The 17,674-nt window shown below is 48.7% G+C and carries 12 protein-coding genes; 1 reads left to right on the plus strand and 11 read right to left on the minus strand.

Features of this window, described 5'->3' with window-relative positions:
- Positions 1 to 15 precede the first annotated feature (15 nt).
- The 7 genes from ACM0OZ_RS36525 to ACM0OZ_RS36555 all read right to left on the minus strand — a co-directional run bounded on the left by ACM0OZ_RS36525 (position 16) and on the right by ACM0OZ_RS36555 (position 8,599).
- Positions 16 to 936, minus strand: a complete 921-nt coding sequence (locus ACM0OZ_RS36525; RefSeq protein ID WP_414587736.1) for a class I fructose-bisphosphate aldolase — start codon at positions 934 to 936, stop codon at positions 16 to 18.
- Positions 933 to 1,865, minus strand: coding sequence for a Cof-type HAD-IIB family hydrolase (locus ACM0OZ_RS36530; protein WP_414587737.1), 933 nt, complete (start codon positions 1,863 to 1,865; stop codon positions 933 to 935). The genes ACM0OZ_RS36525 and ACM0OZ_RS36530 overlap by 4 nt, the downstream gene beginning before the upstream one ends.
- A complete protein-coding gene (locus ACM0OZ_RS36535) occupies positions 1,862 to 2,887 on the minus strand; it encodes a glucokinase (protein WP_414587738.1) in 1,026 nt (341 codons plus the stop codon). The genes ACM0OZ_RS36530 and ACM0OZ_RS36535 overlap by 4 nt, the downstream gene beginning before the upstream one ends.
- Positions 2,884 to 4,395 carry a glucose-6-phosphate dehydrogenase gene (zwf, locus tag ACM0OZ_RS36540; RefSeq protein ID WP_414587748.1) on the minus strand — a complete coding sequence of 504 codons (1,512 nt, stop codon included), beginning with the start codon at positions 4,393 to 4,395 and terminating at the stop codon, positions 2,884 to 2,886. Before zwf ends, ACM0OZ_RS36535 begins: the two co-directional genes overlap by 4 nt.
- A gap of 61 nt (positions 4,396 to 4,456) precedes the next feature.
- Positions 4,457 to 5,437, minus strand: coding sequence for a phosphogluconate dehydrogenase (NAD(+)-dependent, decarboxylating) (gnd, locus tag ACM0OZ_RS36545; RefSeq protein WP_414587739.1), 981 nt, complete (start codon positions 5,435 to 5,437; stop codon positions 4,457 to 4,459).
- A gap of 25 nt (positions 5,438 to 5,462) precedes the next feature.
- Positions 5,463 to 8,354, minus strand: coding sequence for a bifunctional transaldolase/phosoglucose isomerase (locus ACM0OZ_RS36550; protein ID WP_414587740.1), 2,892 nt, complete (start codon positions 8,352 to 8,354; stop codon positions 5,463 to 5,465).
- 53 nt (positions 8,355 to 8,407) lie between these two features.
- A complete protein-coding gene (locus ACM0OZ_RS36555; RefSeq protein ID WP_414587742.1) occupies positions 8,408 to 8,599 on the minus strand; it encodes a hypothetical protein in 192 nt (63 codons plus the stop codon).
- Positions 8,600 to 9,040: 441 nt separating this feature from the next.
- Between ACM0OZ_RS36555 and ACM0OZ_RS36560 the strand changes: the two genes are divergently transcribed.
- Complete coding sequence (locus ACM0OZ_RS36560; protein ID WP_414587743.1) at positions 9,041 to 9,919, plus strand: prephenate dehydrogenase/arogenate dehydrogenase family protein; 879 nt, start codon at positions 9,041 to 9,043, stop codon at positions 9,917 to 9,919.
- 11 nt (positions 9,920 to 9,930) lie between these two features.
- Here ACM0OZ_RS36560 and pabB read toward each other — a convergent pair whose 3' ends face one another.
- The 4 genes from pabB to ACM0OZ_RS36580 all read right to left on the minus strand — a co-directional run bounded on the left by pabB (position 9,931) and on the right by ACM0OZ_RS36580 (position 17,628).
- Entirely contained in the window at positions 9,931 to 12,066 is a 2,136-nt protein-coding gene (pabB, locus tag ACM0OZ_RS36565; protein ID WP_414587744.1) for an aminodeoxychorismate synthase component I, read from the minus strand.
- Between the two features lie 376 nt (positions 12,067 to 12,442).
- Positions 12,443 to 13,108 (minus strand): class I SAM-dependent methyltransferase, encoded by a 666-nt coding sequence (locus ACM0OZ_RS36570; RefSeq protein WP_414587745.1) that lies wholly within the window; start codon positions 13,106 to 13,108, stop codon positions 12,443 to 12,445.
- Between the two features lie 75 nt (positions 13,109 to 13,183).
- Positions 13,184 to 17,080, minus strand: a complete 3,897-nt coding sequence (locus tag ACM0OZ_RS36575) for a beta-ketoacyl synthase N-terminal-like domain-containing protein (RefSeq protein ID WP_414587746.1) — start codon at positions 17,078 to 17,080, stop codon at positions 13,184 to 13,186.
- 56 nt (positions 17,081 to 17,136) lie between these two features.
- The gene (locus ACM0OZ_RS36580) at positions 17,137 to 17,628 is read right to left on the minus strand and encodes a phosphopantetheine-binding protein (RefSeq protein ID WP_414587747.1); all 492 of its coding nucleotides are present in this window, start codon (positions 17,626 to 17,628) and stop codon (positions 17,137 to 17,139) included.
- Positions 17,629 to 17,674 lie beyond the last annotated feature (46 nt).

Genomic DNA, 17,674 nt, shown 5'->3' on the forward strand with positions numbered 1-17,674 from the left:
CGTGGGTGTGAGAGACTAAGGAACTTCTCTATAAATCTCCATGATGCTGTTGAGCAGCCGCAGCGCATCAGACTTGGGGCGCTGGAACGAGTTGCGTCCGATAATCGAGCCAAACCCACCGCCATAGTGGATAGAACGGATCTCATCAAGTATTGTTTCATCGCTTTCGGTTGGACCACCAGAGAAGATGACAATACGCCGTCCATTGAAGGTACACTGTACTACGTGACGCACTCGCTCGGTCAGCGTCCCAATCGGAATTTGCTCTTTTTCGTAAACTTTGCGTGCCGCCTCTTGCTCGATATGTGCAGTCGGCAGCTTCACCTTGATGATATGTGCGCCAAGCTGGGCGGCAATCTGTGCAGAATAACCGATGACATCAATCGCAGTTTCACCCTTTTTGCTCAAACCGGACCCACGAGCGTAAGCCCAAATAACCACCACCAAGCCACAGCGCTTGGCTTCCTCAGCGTAGGCGCGGATCTGCTGATACATCTCCATCCGATGTGCTGAGCCAGGGTAGATAGTAAAGCCGATGCCCACGCACCCCAAGCGTAGCGCATCCGCCACGCTGCCAGTCAAAGCCTGGTTCGGGTCTTGCTCATCGAACAGGACATCGTGGTCGTTGACTTTGAGGAGCAGGGGGATCTCACCAGCAAACTCCCGCGCCCCTGCTTCCAAAAAACCTAAGGGAGCAGCATAGGCATTACAGCCAGCCTCGATTGCCAGCTTGAAGTGATAGTGGGGGTCGTAAGCAGGTGCGTTAGAACCAAAACTACGCGCTGGTCCGTGTTCAAAGCCTTGATCCACCGGCAGGATCACCAGTTTGCCAGTGCCTGCGAGTTTACCGTGGTTGAGCAGTCGGGACAGGTTGGTCAGCGTCCCTGGATTGTCGCTGCCGTACCAGCTTAAGATTTCTTGCACATATTTGTTCATCTTGTTTCTTCCATTTGATAAACTGCGCTCGGGGTGTGAGCCGAACTTTGGCTGCTTAAAATGTAGCGTTCTACTGCGTTGGCGAAACCTTCATCTTCGTTAGAGGTCGTTACATATTTGGCGGTACGCTGTACCTCAAGGCTGGCATTGCCCATCGCGATGCTCAGACCGCTTTTCGAGAACATTGGCACATCATTGGGCATATCTCCAATAGTTGCAATCTCGTGAGTGGGAATTGCCAGCATCTGTGAGAGCCGCTCGACCACAAACCCTTTGTTAGCGCGTGGATGAGTGACATCCAGGTAATAGGGCTGGGAGCGAGCAGCAGAAACTTGCTCCCCGCCACCTGAACTTGCGCCAGCTTCGCAGCACACCTGTTCTCTAAACTCCTGCTGGGTGTCAGCTTCGCACCGCGCCACTGCCTCTAGGTCGTCGCTAACGCCGACAATCTTTGCCACATTGTCGAGTAAGTTATCAAATGTTGGCACAACTATTGGCGGGAACTTGATCGTCCATTCTTCGCGGTCAACGTGGGGGGCGTGGCGATCGCGCACAAACCAGTCGCGATCGCTGTAGAGCCAAACGTCAAGACCATGGGAATCAATAATCTCGATAACGCGCTTGGCGATCGGCACACTCAGAAGATTCTGCTCAATGATTGATAAATCTGGACGTAGGAAGACCGCACCGTTGAAAGCGGCAATCGGTGCTGTCAAGGCAAGATCGTCGATGAGTGTTTTCATACCTCGGGGTGGACGCCCGCTTGTGATTGTGAAGACGATATCCGCCGCATGCAACTTACACACCGCATTTCGAGTACGCCCGGTGAGAACCTTCTGTTTTGTAACCAGAGTGCCGTCCACGTCGGCGACCAGCAGAGAGACTTTCGGTGGTATTAACGAGTTTCTCTTGTTTTCTATTATACTCAAAATCTATGTCCTCCTATAGCTGACAAATTGGTCTGTTTCGGTGGAACTTGGGTGTAGAGAGCTCGAAGCGCAGCGCCCAACAGAGCCGCCTTGCTATTGACGATAACGCATACTGGCATTGCTTCTAACAACGACTGGAGACGACCTTTAGCTGTAAAGGCTTCCATAAAGGTCGAGTCCTTCAACTTCTCAATAATTTTGGGTGCAATGCCACCGCCGATAAACACTCCCCCGGTCGCCATCAATTTCAGCGCCAGGTTGCCTGCTTCTGCACCGTAGAGGGAGACAAACATCTCCAGCGCCTGCTCGCAGAGAGGGCACTTTCCTGCCAAAGCTACTTGAGCAATGACCGTGGTTGGGTCTTGATTGCCTAGTTCTTCTGTAAGCCAAGTAGGCTCCTGAGCGCGACCAGTATCGCGGAGGAATTGATAGATGTTATACAGACCCGGTCCAGAGAGAACCCGCTCCCAACTGACACGGGCATATCGCTGCAACAGGTAGCGTAGCAGTTCCATCTGGAGTTCATTCCTTGGTGCAAAGTCGGCATGACCACCTTCACAGGCAAAAGGACGATGCTGCTGACCATCCCAGTAGAGACCCGCTTCTCCCAGCCCTGTCCCGGCTGAGATAATAGCAGCATTGCCCTCCGCTTCCTTAGCACCCTGGTTAAGAACTATAAAGTCTGTGGGCGCAAGTGCCGCAATTCCGTAAGCGTTAGCTTCAAGGTCGTTGATCAACCCAACCGTTTCTAACCCTAATTTACTGGCTAATACTTTAGCATCGACCACCCAGGGTAAGTTGGTCGTCTCAGAGCGTCCGTGCTTGACGGGTCCAGCAATCCCAAAACAGGCATGGGTAAGGGGTAGGTTGTGCATTGACACGAACTTGCTGACAATCTCATCAAGGTTGGCGTACTCGCGGCTGGGGAAAGTAGCTTCCATAATGGGTCTCAAACGTCCGCCTTCAGCCTGGAAGAATGCTAAGATTGTCTTTGTGCCGCCAATGTCACCTGCTAGAATCATGGGTCAATCCTCCGCCACTGCCGCCCATCGCGCTCTAGCAAGTCGAAAGCTTCTTTAGGACCCCAGGTACCCGCCGCATAGTTGGGGAAACTACGAGGAGGTAAGGCTTTCCAGACATCCAGAATTGGTGTTACCACGCTCCACCCAATTTCAACGTTGTCAGCTCGCTGGAATAGGGTGGCGTCGCCAATCATGCAGTCGTAGAGCAGCGTTTCATAGCCAGTACTCGGCTGAGTGCCAAAGTAGTCAGCGTATTCAAAATCCATTTGCACCGCGCCCATGCGTACGGAAGGACCAGGAACTTTAGCACCAAACTGCAAACTGATGCCTTCATTGGGCTGGATGCGTAAAACCAGGAAATTCGGTGTCAGTTGCTCGACAGGTGTCTGACGGAACAGTAAAAACGGGACGTGCTTGAACTGAATGGCTATTTCAGTCACGCGACTGGGTAGAGCTTTGCCAGTCCGCAGATAAAACGGCACACCAGCCCAGCGCCAGTTGTCGAGCATCAGCTTCAACGCTACAAAGGTTTCAGTACCGGAATCAGGAGCAACGCGCGACTCAGTGCGGTAAGCAGGCACTGACGAGCCTTTCACCGTGCCCACGCCATACTGTCCGCGTACTGTCTGGGTAAGGACTTCTTCCGGGCTCAGCGGTTGAATTGCCCGCAGCAATTTAGACTTCTCATCCCGCACTGCATCGGCTTCAAACGAAAGCGGCGGCTCCATCGCCATCAGCGCCAGCAACTGGAACATATGGTTTTGCACCATGTCCCGCAATGCACCTGCTCCTTCATAGTAGCCACCTCTGCCTTCTACACCAACACTCTCGGCAACTGTAATTTGCACGTGGTCAATGTAACGGCGGTTCCAGACTGGCTCAAATAGGCCATTACCGAATCGAAAGACCAAGATGTTCTGCACCGTCTCTTTACCAAGGTAATGATCGATGCGGTAAATTTGGCTTTCTTTCAACACGCTACTGATATTTTTATTGAGAGCGCGAGCCGAATCAAAGTCATGCCCAAAGGGCTTCTCGATAATCACTCGCCGCCAAGTACCTTCTTCACGAGCCAGCCCAGCAGTCCCAAGTTGCCACATAATGTCGTTAAAGAAGTTGGGCGCTGTCGCTAGATAGTATAGGTAATTGCCGCGCGTGCCGCATTCCTGGTCTACAGTAGCCAGTAGCTCCTGCAACTGCTCATAAGTGCTGGGGTCTTGAAATTCACCCGACAGATAGTAGAGCCGCTTTTCAAACGAATCCCAAAGCTGTGCATCGACTGAGCTGGTCGCAAATTCATGAATGTCCCGACTCATTTTCTGGCGGAAGTCATCGGTGCTCATCTGAGCACGAGCCACTCCCACGACGGCAAATTCCTTAGGTAACAGGTTGCTTTGCACTAAGTTGTAGAGAGCCGGAATCAGCTTGCGCTTGGTCAGATCTCCAGCAGCGCCGAAAATTACCATCACGCAGGGGTCACCGGGTCGATTTAGCCGTTCATCAGTCATGTTCATTGTTTTTGCCCCGTCATGGCTTTATCTTTCTTAATGCCCAGTGTCAACACCCTTCTCATCTGCCTTTCTGCTCTATGTGCCCGCCAAACTTTTGCCGCATTGCTGACAGAACCTTCTCGGCAAAAGTGTGCTCCTGGCGCGAGCGGAACCGGGTGTAAAGTGATGCCGACAGCACATCGGCAGGCACGGCTGACTCTATCGCTGCCATAATTGTCCAGCGCCCTTCGCCAGAGTCTTGCACAAAGCCTGTATAATCGGAAAGAGTTGGGTTTTCGGCTAGAGCCATCGCTGCTAGGTCTAGTAGCCAGGAGCCTACAACACTGCCCCGACGCCAAACTTCGGCAATGTCTGCTACATTAAGGTCATAGCGATAAGCCTCGGACAGTTCCTGCGAGTTGGCATTACGGAAGATATCGAAGCCTTCGGCGTAGGCTTGCATCAGGGCGTACTCAATGCCGTTGTGAACCATCTTGACAAAATGCCCAGCACCATTTGAACCACAGTGCAGGTAACCAGCCTCAGCAGTGCTGCTCAGTTTTTCCCGCCCCGGCGTACGGGAGATGTCACCTTGCCCGGGAGCAATCGTCTTGAAAATTGGGTCTAGATGTTCAACAATCTCTTTTTCGCCGCCAATCATTAGGCAGTAGCCTCGCTCCAATCCCCATACTCCGCCGCTGGTTCCCACATCTACATAGTTGATGCCCAGATCTTGGAGAATCAGAGCACGGTGCACATCGTGTTTGTAGTAGGAATTCCCGCCATCGATGATGATATCACCTGGCTCCATCTTCTGTGCTAGCTCCATGACTATTTGCTCTGTTGCGTCACCAGCTGGCACCATTACCCAAGCTACACGGGGTTTAGTCAGTTGATTAATGAAATCGTCCAGGGAAGTTGTTCCTTGTGCCCCTTCACTTTCTAACTGCTTCACTTTGTCGGGTGTCCGGTTGTATACGACACACTCGTGTCCGTCTCGTAGCAGACGCCGGACTATATTTGCGCCCATGCGCCCCAGACCACACATACCTAGTTGCATATTATTTCTCCTTCAGATTGCTGATTTAGAGCAAAACTTGCTTGATTGCTGTTTGTAAGATCGTTAAACCTGCCTGCACATCCGAACCCAGGTGCACTCGCAAAGCCCGTCGCGAGCGCTCCGCCAATACTTGAAAATCGCCGCGTGCTTGAGCCGCTTTGACGACACCAAAGCTGTATTTCTGTCCGGGCACGGGTAAATCGACTGTCGAATCGCAAGTTATTTGTAGAAAAACACCTGTATTCGGTCCACCCTTATAAGCCTGCCCTGTGGAGTGTAAAAAGCGGGGACCGAAGCCCAAACAAGTTGCTACTTGCTTCGCATCGCGGACAGCTTGCCGGATTGTTTGTAGTTGCGCTTGGTGCGGGTCGTTCATCTCGATATAAGCCAGCAGAGCAAAGTAATCACCAGCTTGGATACGGTCTAGGTGTGCCCGCAAATAGCCCACCAGTGAGCGTTCGCCTGCCGCTTCAAAGAGTTCTGCCGCATTTTTCTGGTCGGTGAACAACTGAATGCCGTTTTCTGCTAAAATTGGCGTTTCTGCTGGAAATGCACCCGTCTGTTCATACTCGGACGTCAACTGTCGCGTGGCGATTTTGCTCGCTTCCACATCCGGCTGGTTAAAGGCGTTAATCCCAATAATCGACCCTGCAACAGCAGTGGCAATTTCCCACCGGAAAAACTCCTGACCTAATTGATAGGGGTCTTGTATCAGGATGCGTACTATCGGCTGCCCTGCTTGTTCTAAGGTTTCCACCGCTGCATCCTGGTCTGGATCTGGGGCTGACTCCAGCCTGACGTAGACAAACAAGCGATCGCTGCCGTAGACCTCGGGCTTCCCTAAGGGTTCCTGGTCAATAGGAATCAGTCCCTTGCCGTCCTTACCCGTTGACTCAGCCAGCAACTGCTCCAACCACGCGCCCAAATCTGAGATACCTGGCGAGGTGATCAGGGTGACTTTGTCCCGACCCGCTTTAGCAAGCACCCCTAGAATTGTTCCTAGAACGACACCGGGATTATCTGCGGCGGGAACGGTTGCGGCGCAAGAGTGTACCATTTCCTCAGTATAGTCGAGGAACTTCGCGACATCCACACCCATAATCGCTGCAGGCACCAAGCCGAAATGTGACAGGGCCGAATACCTCCCGCCGATACTGGGTAAGCCAAAGAAAATATCACGGAAGTTGTCGCCAACAGCCACCTGCTGCAGTTTCGAGCCGGGGTCAGTAATGGCAATGAAGCGTTTACCTGCTTCTTCAGCACCAAGGACTTGTTGTATCCGGTCGAAGAAATACTGCTTGAAGATGTTTGGCTCTAGGGTGCCGCCCGACTTACTAGACACGATGAACAGGGTCTTGGTAAGGTCTACTTTACTCTCGACCGCCTTGATTTGGTCCGGATCTGTCGAATCCAGCACGTGTAGTTCAGGGTAACCCAGCACCCTGCCGAAGGTGAGCTTCATCACTTCAGGGCACAGGCTAGAACCGCCCATTCCTAGTAGTACTGCGTGCTCAAAACCCTCACTTTTGACTTCTTCAGCAAGTTTTTTCAGGTGGTCAATGTGCGCCAGTTGGTCTTCAGTGATACCGAGCCAACCGAGCCAACGGTTCTCATCCGTACCTGTCCAAAGCGAAGCATCCTGCGCCCACAATCGCCGCGCCTTGCCGTTAACAAGCCAATCTTTGAGAGATGCTTGAACGCTCTTGGTGAGGTCATCTGGTAAAGAATAAGTTTGCCGATCTAGGTCTGTGCCTAGCACCGCTTCACGCTTTTTCTCCACGACACTTAACAACTTGTCAAACGCTTCAATAAATAGCTGTACCCCCTCCGTCAATAACTGGGTTGTGACATCCTGCATTGAGATGTTGACCCGAGAGAGGGTTTCCATTATGTCGTGCGCTTCTTCCAGATGCTCTTTCAAGCTGGCACGTGGCTGTCCATGATCGCGAAATGCATCAAAGGTTGCTGGAGGAATCGTGTTCACTGTATCCGCACCAATGAGTTCCTCCACGTAAATCACGTCGCGGTACAAGGGGTTCTTCGTGCTGGTGCTAGCCCATAAGAGTCGTTGCGTTTGTGCACCCTTATCCGCTAACGCTTGCCACTGGGCGCTCTGATAGATTTCCTGGTAGCGTTGATAAGTCAGTTTAGCATTGGCAATCGCAACTTTGCCGAGGACGGTGCGTAAGGACGCCTGCTCATTGGCACTGGTAGCTGCCTTGATGCGGGCAGTGGCGATCGCATCAATCGCAGTATCAATGCGGCTGATGAAGAAGCTGGCGACGCTGGCTACCTTACTCACGTCCCCACCTTGCGCTGCAAACGCTTCTAAACCACTGATGTAAGCATCTGCGACTAGCTCGTAGGTTCCCTGAGAGAATAGCAGCGTGACGTTAACGTTGATGCCCTCGCTAATGAGTTGCTTGATGACAGGGATACCTGCAGGCGTTGCGGGCACTTTAATCATTACGTTCTCGCGTCCGACGACTTGCCAAAGTCGCCGCGCCTCCGCGAGCGTGCCTTGCGTGTCGTGAGCAAGGTACGGTGATACTTCCAAGCTAACGTAGCCGTCACGCTTTTTCGTTTGCTCATAGACAGGTCGCAATACATCAGCAGCTTCTTGAATATCGCTTATCGCCAATTGCTCATAGAGCGACATGGCGTCCATGTCTTGCTGCTGCTCAAGTGCAATGAGCGCATCATTGTAGTCGGTGCTGCCAGCAATGGCTTTCTCGAAAATGGCAGGGTTGGACGTAACACCACGCAACCCATCCTCATCCACCAAGCGTTGCAGTTCGCCACTGGTAATCAGGCTGCGCCGAATGTAGTCTAGCCAGACAGACTGCCCGTAATTCTGCAGGGTTTGCAAGGGGTTCATGGTTGCGTTTTTAAAAGCATTGATTAACGTTACTTGCATTACAGGTTCTCAACTTGTTTTGCCAGTTACGGTGTCTTCCGCAGCAACAACCTTCAAAGGGGGTGAAGCCAGAGTTGCTCTGGAGTTCCTTCAAAGCCGAGACCCGAAGGTATACATCCAATGCACGAGCTACTGTTACCGATATAGTAGTCTTCACCTTTGGTTAAGGCTTGTTCGACACAGCCAAGGCGGTACTGGGAAGGATAACTCTGTATTAAAGTTTCTACCTTTAAAAAAGGTTTCACCAGTTAAAATCCTTAAGTTAAGGACAAACTTAATTTCTGCTGTAAATTTTATCGTAACTGCTGACTGCAACAGATCTGTGCTAAGCTGTTGTGCATCGAACTTGCACTTTCAGTTTTATCGAAAAGTTTTTCCCTTGAGGCGATTGCAAGGGAGCGCAGTGCCCTTACAGGCAATCGCCAACAGAAACCACAACCACCTCTACAGGTGGGGGTAAGGGAAAGGCTATTTATAAGAATAATTTATCATTGAAGTGAAAGCTTCAATTTTCCTATGATAAAGAGTTAAATCGTTGCCTACCTTAAGCATTCGCTAAAGTCTCAGACAATATTGCATATGTCAATAAGTAAAAACACTTAAAAAATAGCGTGATTCTTAATTCCCATCCCGACCTAGTCGTGAATCCGGCAGATTTAAAACACCTCCAACGATAGTGTGCAACTATGAATATCGAAAAAGTATTGATTCTTGGCTTAAACGGTGGATTCGGTAAACTCTTTTCCAATTTACTTGCAGAAGAAGGGCTTAGTATTTTTGGCATCGATTTGGCACCGCAGCCAGACAAACTAGCCAAGTGCGCTCGCTATCTTTGCGGCGACCTTAGTCAACCTGACGAAAATATGCTGGCGATCGCTCGCCAAGTCGATTGCTTGCTCATCTGCCTCCCTGAAAGTGTAGCATTTGTAGCTTTGGAGCATTTCATCCCGGCAATGTCTGCCGATGCGCTTATAGTGGATACTCTATCGGTTAAAACTACCTTAGCGCAGAAGGTGACAAACATTAGGGAAGACCTACAATTACTTAGCATCAATCCAATGTTTGCTCCTGACCTCGGATTTCGCGACAACAACGTTGTCACCGTGCAGTTATCGTCAGGTCTCCGTTCAGATAATTTTATCAGCCTTATGCAAAAGTGGGGCGCTCATGTAACCTCAATGACAGCAAGCGAACACGATCGGCAGACTGCCATCACCCAAGTTGCAACACATGCGGCAATTATTTCGTTCGGAATCTGCCTAACTGAACTTGGTTACGATCCAAATAAAGCGCTGCCGATCTCGACACCAGTGCACCGAACCCTGCTCGCGCTGTTTGCGCGTATTACGAATCAGGCTCCTGAAATCTATTGGAGAATTCAGGTTGACAATCCCTATGCTGCACAAGCACGCGAAGCCATGTCTGCAAGCTTAAAACAGCTTGCAGACATGGCTTATGCGAATCATCAACAAGAGTTTTACAATGCACTTACTAGATCCAAAGAAACACTCTCACCTTGCTTGGAGGAACTGATTGCCTATGCTTCCCGCATATTCCAAATTTAACCGCTCACAGTTCATTGATGCACGAGCTTCTTCTCAACCTGCGTGCCAAGGATCTGATATCGGCTCGGATCGATCTCTCCATGAACGGTGAGTAGAATGGCACGGATCAAAGCCTGTGCCTTGAGGAGAGTTTCATCAAATTCCATTTGAGGATCGGATAGAGCCACGATTGCTCCTCCCACACCAATAGATATATCGCTAGGAGTAACTACCATAGTGCGGATGACAATATTGAGGTCTGTGGTACCATTCAACCCTAGAAATCCAATCGCCCCTGAGTAAACACCGCGTGCTTCTCGCTCCAATCTGTCAATAATCTCCATTGTTCTCAGTTTGGGCGCTCCAGTCATTGATCCGCCAGGGAATGCTATCCGGATGCAGTCAATGGCTCTCATATCTGGGCGCAGGCGACCACAAATAGTACTTACCAATTGGTGTACTGTAGCATAAGTTTCCACATCCATTAATTTCGGAACGTGTACGCTGCCTACCTCACATACTGGTCCTAAATCGTTGCGTAACAAATCTACAATCATTAAGTTTTCAGCGCGATCTTTTTCTTCGCTGCGTAAGTTCTCGCGCATAGCAAGGTCTGCTTCCGGAGTCTCCCCACGAGCTCTAGTTCCTTTAATCGGTTTCGACTCCACCCAGCGATCGCGGTCAATTTTAAGAAAGCGTTCTGGGGAAGAACTGAGGATAGCAAGATCGTTAAATCGCAGGAATGCCGAGTAAGGTGCTGGATTAGTTCGGCGTAAGGTTCGATAAAGCGTCAGCGGATCGGGGCTGCTGTCTGTATGAATTTTGTTAGTTAAACAGACTTCGTAAGTTTCTCCTTCAGCGATTTCTTGCAGGCATTGTTGAATGTCATCTAGATATGTCTGATAAGACCGACTGAAGCGAAAAGTTACTGACTTCTGACTGTACTCCTGTAGAGATGGGGGTAAAGGAGGCAGCGTGCGAAGTTGCTGCTCTATGGTATTGAACCAGGCTTCCGCTTGCGCCCTCTCCCCCATCTTCGTAAGGCAAAGCAGATAAGTCGTTTGTTCCTGGTGGTCGAACGCAATAACCCGCTCAGCCAACAAAAAGGTCGCATCGGGAAGCTGTGAGGGATTTTCCAGTTTGCCTCCGCATTCCGCTTTGAGTTCGTAACCAAAGTAACCAACAAATCCACAGTTGAAGTCAAAGGGAAGCTCATCAGACCTACAGTACAGGCGCTCAGTTTCGTGCTTCAGATACTCAAAGATGCTGTCTTTGTGAAACGTCACTTTACCTGCTTGAGTGACAGCTAATTGTTTGAATTGAGTGTTGTACTGAACTAGCAGACTGTTAGAACCGCTAGCATCACCCATGAAGGAGAAGCGCGATAAACCTTGTTCTACTTGACTGCTATCAAGCCAAAAAGCGTTTGGTTGTTCCCCAAATAGATGGACGAATACTTGCTCTGTATCTGGACAAATGTTGAGTTTACGGCTCTTTACTTCGTATTTTTGATTCTGCGAATGACGCAGTTCACCTGTGGGAATAATGGAAAACTCTTGGGACTTCGCTTTTGCTGCTCTTTTTTGAGGAAACTGCAAAGTGATATCTCTAAAGTTCTCCAGTAATTTATAACCATAATCTGTAGAGATAGATTCTGGATGGAATTGTACGCCCCACAGTGGTCGATATCCATGGCGTAACCCCATGACAATTCCTTCCTCTGTCCAAGCGATTTTCTGCAGACACTCAGGCAATTCTTCTGAAACAATCAGGGAGTGGTAGCGTACAACAGAAAAAGCTTGGGGAATATCTTTGAACAGCGCGGAGCCGTTGTGGTAAACTGCACTTAGACGTCCGTGCATCACTTCCGGTGCATGGATAACAGTTCCACCAAATATGTGACCAAGCCCTTGGTGACCCAGGCAAACACCGAGCAAGGGCACATCTATTTCCTGAATGACCTGTCGGCAGACACCAAAGTCTTTTTCTTTCTCTGGGCGTCCGGGACCAGGAGAAATTACCACGTTATCGAATGCTAGCTCCTTCAACTCAGACCAGGTAGCTTGATCGTTGCGGATAACGATAGGAAGTTCTCCATTCACTTGGGCAATCATCTGGTACAGATTGAACGTGTAGGAATCGTAGTTGTCGATGAGCAGTGTTTTCATAATAGATTTGCAGTTAAAAAACAAATTCATTTTTAGATACAGTTCCCTGGTTGAAGGGAAAACCCCACAAATTACAGCAGTTTTCAAGTGAATGAAGCACAGCACTAATTCTATGAGTGGAACGGGCGACAAGTGCCGTTTGAGATAAGAGGGCGGGCAAGGATGCCCAGCCCACAAGATCTGAATTCAATGTGGTCTATTAATCTGAAAATTGCTGTAAGGGAATTTTCCCCACTTCTCAACTAACTAAGTACAACTCATCATTAATGAGGATCCCAAATCAAAATCAAGCTGACTCTGGGAAGTAAATCATCTCTCAAGCCAATTCCGAACCCCCTTTTATGGTGATGTGTACTAAGTGAGGGAGAGTAAAAAGTTATTTTCTTGCTGTAAATAGTGCAGTGCAACCAATGACTTGAACTGAATAAGTGGAGAAGTTTGGCTTCAAGACAGCTTCTAAATCTGAAACTTTATCTTGATAATTGTTGAAGATTCCTCTACTGTTGTAATTTTTCATAACTCTCTTGCCAAGGTAGTTATGCTTGACACCTTCTCCCAGAACTGTTGAACCAAATAGAATGCCACCTTCTTTCAACAGTGGTTTGAGGTTTTCAAACGCTGTTGCTGCTTTTTGAGCCAGTGTTCCTGGCAAACAGTGAAGCACATAGTTGAATCCAATCGAATCAAACTGATTAGCCTCTAAAGAAATAGGTTCCAATACACTACCTTGACAAATCGTTGGCTGGTATCGCCGAATTCGTGCTGAGGTAAACTCAAGGCTGTTTGGATTCAAATCCAGCAAAACAATTCGGGGTTTGTCAACAGGAAAGCGGCACTTATCTAAGTAATAGCCACTACCTACTCCTACTTCCAAGTGATTTGCAGAAATATTTTTGTTGTAGAACTTGAGGAGTCTAGGGCGCGCACATTTCCACAAAAAACGTGCGTTGAATCCAATCAGAGCATCGTAGTTAGACAAAAGGGTTTTTGTATAACCCGCCTGTGCCAGAAATACGCGCTCTTGATAGTTTGTTGTAACCATTATTTTTGCTCCTTGTAGGTTGAACCGCGTTATATCAAATCCTCAGACTCCGGAACATACCGGAGCCATTAGATATTAAGAAACCAAAGCTGTAACAAAAGAATTGGGCTGCTGCCGATCTAACTCAAGCCAATCGCAAGACATCAACTCTTGACAGATAGTTTGCAAAAGCAATTGGCGATCGCTGTCTAAGAATAAGTGAGAACCTGAAACAACGTGAAGTTTGAAAGGGCTCAAAGTGTGTAGCCCCCAAGCTGACATATCCTCTTTACGGACAAAGCGATCCTCGCTTCCAGCAAAAGCTGAAATGGGACAATTTAGCGGTGCAGAATCCTTGTAGGCATATGCTTTAAGGGTAAGAAAATCTGCTTTGATAGTCGGTAGCAATACCTGCATGAGTTCAGTGTTTTCCAACACTTTAGCTGACGTCCCCAAGCTATACAGAAATTCCTTTACCTTTTGAGGAGAACTCAGATCGAGGGAAACAAAAGGATTGGGTAATTGGGGAGCAACACTCGCTCCAACAAATAAGTGAACTGGCAATAAGCCAAACTGAGTGCGTAATAATTTTGCCAGTTCAAAAGCCAACAGCCCTCCCATGCTGTGACCGTAGAAGGCAAAAGGTTTGTCCAGATAAGGAAGCAGAACTTGCGCTAGAGTTTTTACTAAGGATTCTAGTTGCGTAAAAGGCTCCTCGCCGATACGGTTTTCTCGACCGGGAAGCTGCACGCTAAAGGCTTCTATAGTTGGAGGCAAGTCGTTTGACCAAGTGCGAAATACTGAAGCTCCGCCACCTGCGTAGGGGAAGCAGAATAGGCGCAAACTTGCTTCTGGATTGGGGTTGGAGCACACGAGCCAAGAGGTGTTTGCTTGCGGCTGGGAAGTTAAGTTCGATGTGAAGTCTGTAAGTTCCTCTGTTACCTTCTGAACTAACTGTACAAGAGTGATGCCAGCTAGCAGATCCTTCATAGGCAAGCTAATTCCAAGATCTGTAGCTATGTTATTTTTGAGTTCAACGATCATCAGCGAATCAAATCCCAAACTTCTAAGAGAGTCTTGCAAGTCCAAGTTGGATTCAGTTTGCTTAATGGCCTTGGCAATTTGCCGACACAGATAAGACTCCACCAACTGCTGGCGCTCTTGCGGCTCTGCAGTTAAAATAGCATCCCGCTCTAGTTCCTTAGCGGGGATTGGGAAATTCATTCCAACATCTATGGAAGGGGGGTCGTTATGGACAGGTAGACCAGAGTGTTGGAACGTATTGAATGGGGGGATTGCAGGTGTTGCTTCAAGCCAATACCGCTGTCGCTGGAAAGGATAAGTCGGCAGCAATACCCGGCGGCGGGAATAGTCCTGATCAAATCCCGCCCAGTCCACTTCTGCGCCGTGAACGTAAAGTGTTCCTAAGGTGATGAGCAATTGCTGCCAATCTTGTCTATGAGACTGTAATGACGGCAGCCAAACCTTTGTTTCGCTTGGGTCACACCGTTGTCCCAATTTGGTTAGTACTGGCTGCGGACCAACCTCAACAAAGATATCGATGTTTGAAGACAGGAGGGTGCTAATAGCATCTGCAAACCTTACAGTTTCTCGAATCTGTTTGCACCAGTATTCTGCCTGTCCGATCTCTACCCCCGCTACTTTTCCAGTGACGGTGGAAATCAACTTCATCTCGGGTGCGGCGTAGGTGACTTGAGCAACAACTTCTCTGAAGGCGTCCAGCATCGGCTCCATTAGGGGGGAGTGAAAGGCATGGGAGACCTTTAAGGGATGTGTGGCTAATTCTTTGGATTGCAAGTTTGCGAGGACTGCTTGTACCGCTGTGTGCGTTCCAGAAATTACCGTTTCAGACGGCGCATTGATGCCAGCGATCGCCACATCTGGCTGGTAAGGCGCGATCGCGGTTTTGACCAGCGCTACATCCGCTAAGATAGCGACCATCTCGCCGTTAGGCGGCAAAGCTTGCATTAGCCGCCCCCGTTCTGCAACCAGCTTCAGCGCATCTTCCAAACTGAAAACTCCAGCTATGCACGCCGCTACATACTCGCCCAAACTGTGACCCATCAACGCATCTGGCTTGATGCCCCACGACAGCCACAACTGAGCCAATGCGTACTCGAAGGCAAACAAAGCTGGTTGGGTGTAGGCTGTTTCGTTAAGAGCAGAAGAAGTTTCATCTTCTGGGTAAAGGACTGACAGCAGAGGCACATTTAAATGAGGGCGCAGTAGCTCGTCGCAGTGATCGATAACTTGGCGAAATGTGGGCTGAGTCTTGTAGAGTTCGCGTCCCATGCCAACATAGTGGGAGCCTTGTCCTGTAAACAGAAAGGCAATTTTAGGTTGACTTGTGTTGGAGCATTTTGTGATCGCTTTGCTCTCATCTGCGTTAGCAGTTAAGTTGACCAGTTGTTCGCGCACAGCCTCTGTAGAACCAGCCACTACTCTCAGGCGGTAATTGTGGTGAGAACGTCCTGCATTTGCAGTAAAACAGATATCTGCCAAAGACTGTGACGGCTCGGACGCTAAGTAGGCTTCATATTTTTGCACCAGTTCTTTCAGTGCCTTTTCACTTTTTGCCGACAAGCACAACAAGTGCAAAGGGCGATCTGGTTTCACCTGTACGGGAGAAATTTTTGGAGCTTCTTCAAGGATGATGTGAGCGTTGGTGCCGCCAATCCCGAAAGCACTCACCCCAGCGCGTCGGGGAATGCCGTTCTCCGTCGTCCAAGGTTGTAGTTTTGTGTTGACGTAGAAGGGGCTGTTAGCAAAATCTATTTGGGGATTGGGTTCTTCAAAATGCAAACTGGGTACTAGCATCTTGTGCTTGAGCATCAGCACCGTTTTGATGAAGCCCGTTACCCCAGAGGCGATATCCATGTGCCCAATATTTGGTTTATACGAACCGAGAGCACAGAAGCCTTTCTTTTGAGTGTAGAGAGAAAATGCTTGAGTTAGACCAGCTACTTCAATTGGATCGCCTTGAGCCGTTCCCGTTCCGTGAGCTTCTACATAGGTAATGGTTTCAGCATCTACTCCGGCATTGGCTATGGCTTCTGCAATCGCCGAAGCTTGACCCTTGGCGCTCGTAGCCATATATCCAACTTTTTCAGAACCATCGTTGTTGATAGCTGAACCTTTAATTACTGCATAGATACAGTCGTGGTCCAAGAGAGCATTGACCAATGGCTTGAGCACCACAACACCTACACCACTGCCAAAAACTGTTCCTTGTGCTTTAGCATCAAAGGCGCGACAGTGACCGTCCGGAGAAAAAATCATCCCCTCTTTGTAGATATAGCCTCTTTTTTGGGGAATATCTATAGAAATTCCCCCCACCAAGGCAATATCGCATTCACCCGCCAGCAAGCTCTGACGTGCTAGATGGATTGCCACTAAGCAACTTGAGCAGCCAGTTTGCACATTAATACTTGGTCCCTTCAAATTAAATTTGTAAGAAACCCGCGTCGGTAAGAAATCGCTGCCATTAGCAATCAGGGTTTTTATATTGCCAAAAAGTGTAGATTCGTGGAAGTCAAGACTGGCATAGAGGTTTCTCAGTAAATACATACTCTGTGCTTGACTTGCGTAAACTCCAATTGCACCTTTGTAAGTTTGAGGGCTGTATCCTGCCGTTTCGAGAGCTTCCCAAGCACACTCCAAGAAAATGCGAATTTGCGGATCTAGCATTTCAGCTTCTCTCGGACTGTAGCCGAAGAATGAAGCGTCAAATAAATCTATATCGTCTAGTATCGGGGCTGCTTTGACGTATTGAGGATTCTGCAGTAATTCAGGAGTGACCTCTAAAGCTGCTAACTCTTCATCAGTGAAAAAAGAAATAGATTCTACTCCATCTCGTAGATTTTCCCAAAAATCTTCAAGATTTTTGGCTTTTGGGTAGCGACCAGACATCCCAATGACAGCGATATCTAGTGCTGAGTTAACCTCAAGATTTGCAACTTCGTTTGTTGGCATTTTCTCCTCTTTTGCTAATTTTACAGTTTATTTAAACAGCAATGAGAGTTAAACGATTAATAAAGGTTGGCTTGCATTAACTTTTTCCTACGTTTTTCTCCCCGAATCTTGCTCTGCATTATTTCGCGGTCAACCAGGTGATTCGACCCTTGACTTAAATACCGAGCTAGGGAGCGAATCGTGGGATATTGAAACACTGTTGTTAGAGGAATATCTTGCTGCAAAACTGCCTGCAGCTTACTGGTAACAGCAGCAATGAGTAGCGAATTCCCACCTAAGTCAAAGAAATTGTCGTGAATGTCTACCTCATTGATATGGAGAACCTCGCGCCAAATAGCAGCAATGATTTTCTCGATCTCAGTTTTGGGCACCTCCTGAGAGAGTCGCTGCCTAGGCACGTCGATTTGCCTGAGGTAGTTGTCGAACTCACCAGTTTCCCAGCGCTGGCTAAGTTGACTGCGCTGAATTTTGCCAATCTCCGTTTTAGGAATCTTCTCTTTCTCAACAGGAATCAAATAAGCCGGATTTACTCCAACCTTATTAGACACGTCCGGAATATTAACCTGGTGTCAAAAAAATGGTAGAACGGAATTT

Source organism: Scytonema sp. PCC 10023 (assembly GCF_963920835.1).
In the GTDB taxonomy this organism is placed as follows: Bacteria; Cyanobacteriota; Cyanobacteriia; order Cyanobacteriales; family Nostocaceae; genus Kalymmatonema.